Here is a 715-nt window from a genome sequence, read left to right on the forward strand (position 1 = left end):
AGCACTTCCTGCTCAATCTGTTTAACGGCTTCATTCATGGACGGCATCTGCGTCTTCTGCGGATGGTTATGCCACAGGGACATCGCCACCAGAAACGCGCCGGTTCTGATGGCGTCTTCCACAGTAAACTTCCGSTTGCTGTCTGACTCCGCCTGTTCTGCCTGCCGTTTCATCAGGGCGAGATGCTCAATGCGCTGCAGGGCTGACAGTTCAGAAAGCGTGACGGTCACACCGTTATGTTCAAATGATTCGGTTTTCAGGAACATCGCTGACTCTCCGGATTAACTGGCGGTGACGGTAATTTCTGCAACCGCAGCAAACTCACCATTACCGGATACAACCGGAATGTTGACCTTGCCTGCAGCAACGCCGTTCACGGTGATGGTCATACCACTGACCGACACGGTGGCTTTTGTTTTATCCGCAGACACCGCACGAAAGCTCTTGTCGGTTACGCCCTCCGGCTGGAAGGCCACGGTCAGCGTGGTGCTCTGCCCTTTCACCACCGAGGTGCTGGCAGGCGTCACGGTCATGCCGGTTGCCGCTGTTACCGTGCTGCGATCTTCTGCCATCGACGGACGTCCCACATTGGTGACTTTCACCGTGCGGGTGATCACTTCCTTCGCCGTCACCGCCTTACCGATACTGCTGACCCAGCCACGGAACACATCGACCGTGCCGTTCGGGAAGCGGATTTTATAGGCACGGGTATCGC

General features: G+C 56.4%; 2 protein-coding genes. Both read right to left on the bottom strand.

All coding sequences use genetic code 11. From position 1 onward, the window contains the following. Window positions 1-266 (bottom strand): phage tail assembly chaperone G (gene gpG, locus EJ063_RS20355; RefSeq protein WP_126576074.1); only part of this gene is annotated, 266 nt, incomplete at its 3' end. A gap of 15 nt (window positions 267-281) precedes the next feature. Then, a partial coding sequence (locus EJ063_RS20360) for a phage tail protein (RefSeq protein WP_148104547.1) occupies window positions 282-715 on the bottom strand: 434 nt, incomplete at its 5' end.

It is taken from the genome of Vibrio aquaticus, assembly GCF_003970385.1.
Taxonomy (GTDB): Bacteria; Pseudomonadota; Gammaproteobacteria; order Enterobacterales; family Vibrionaceae; genus Vibrio; species Vibrio aquaticus.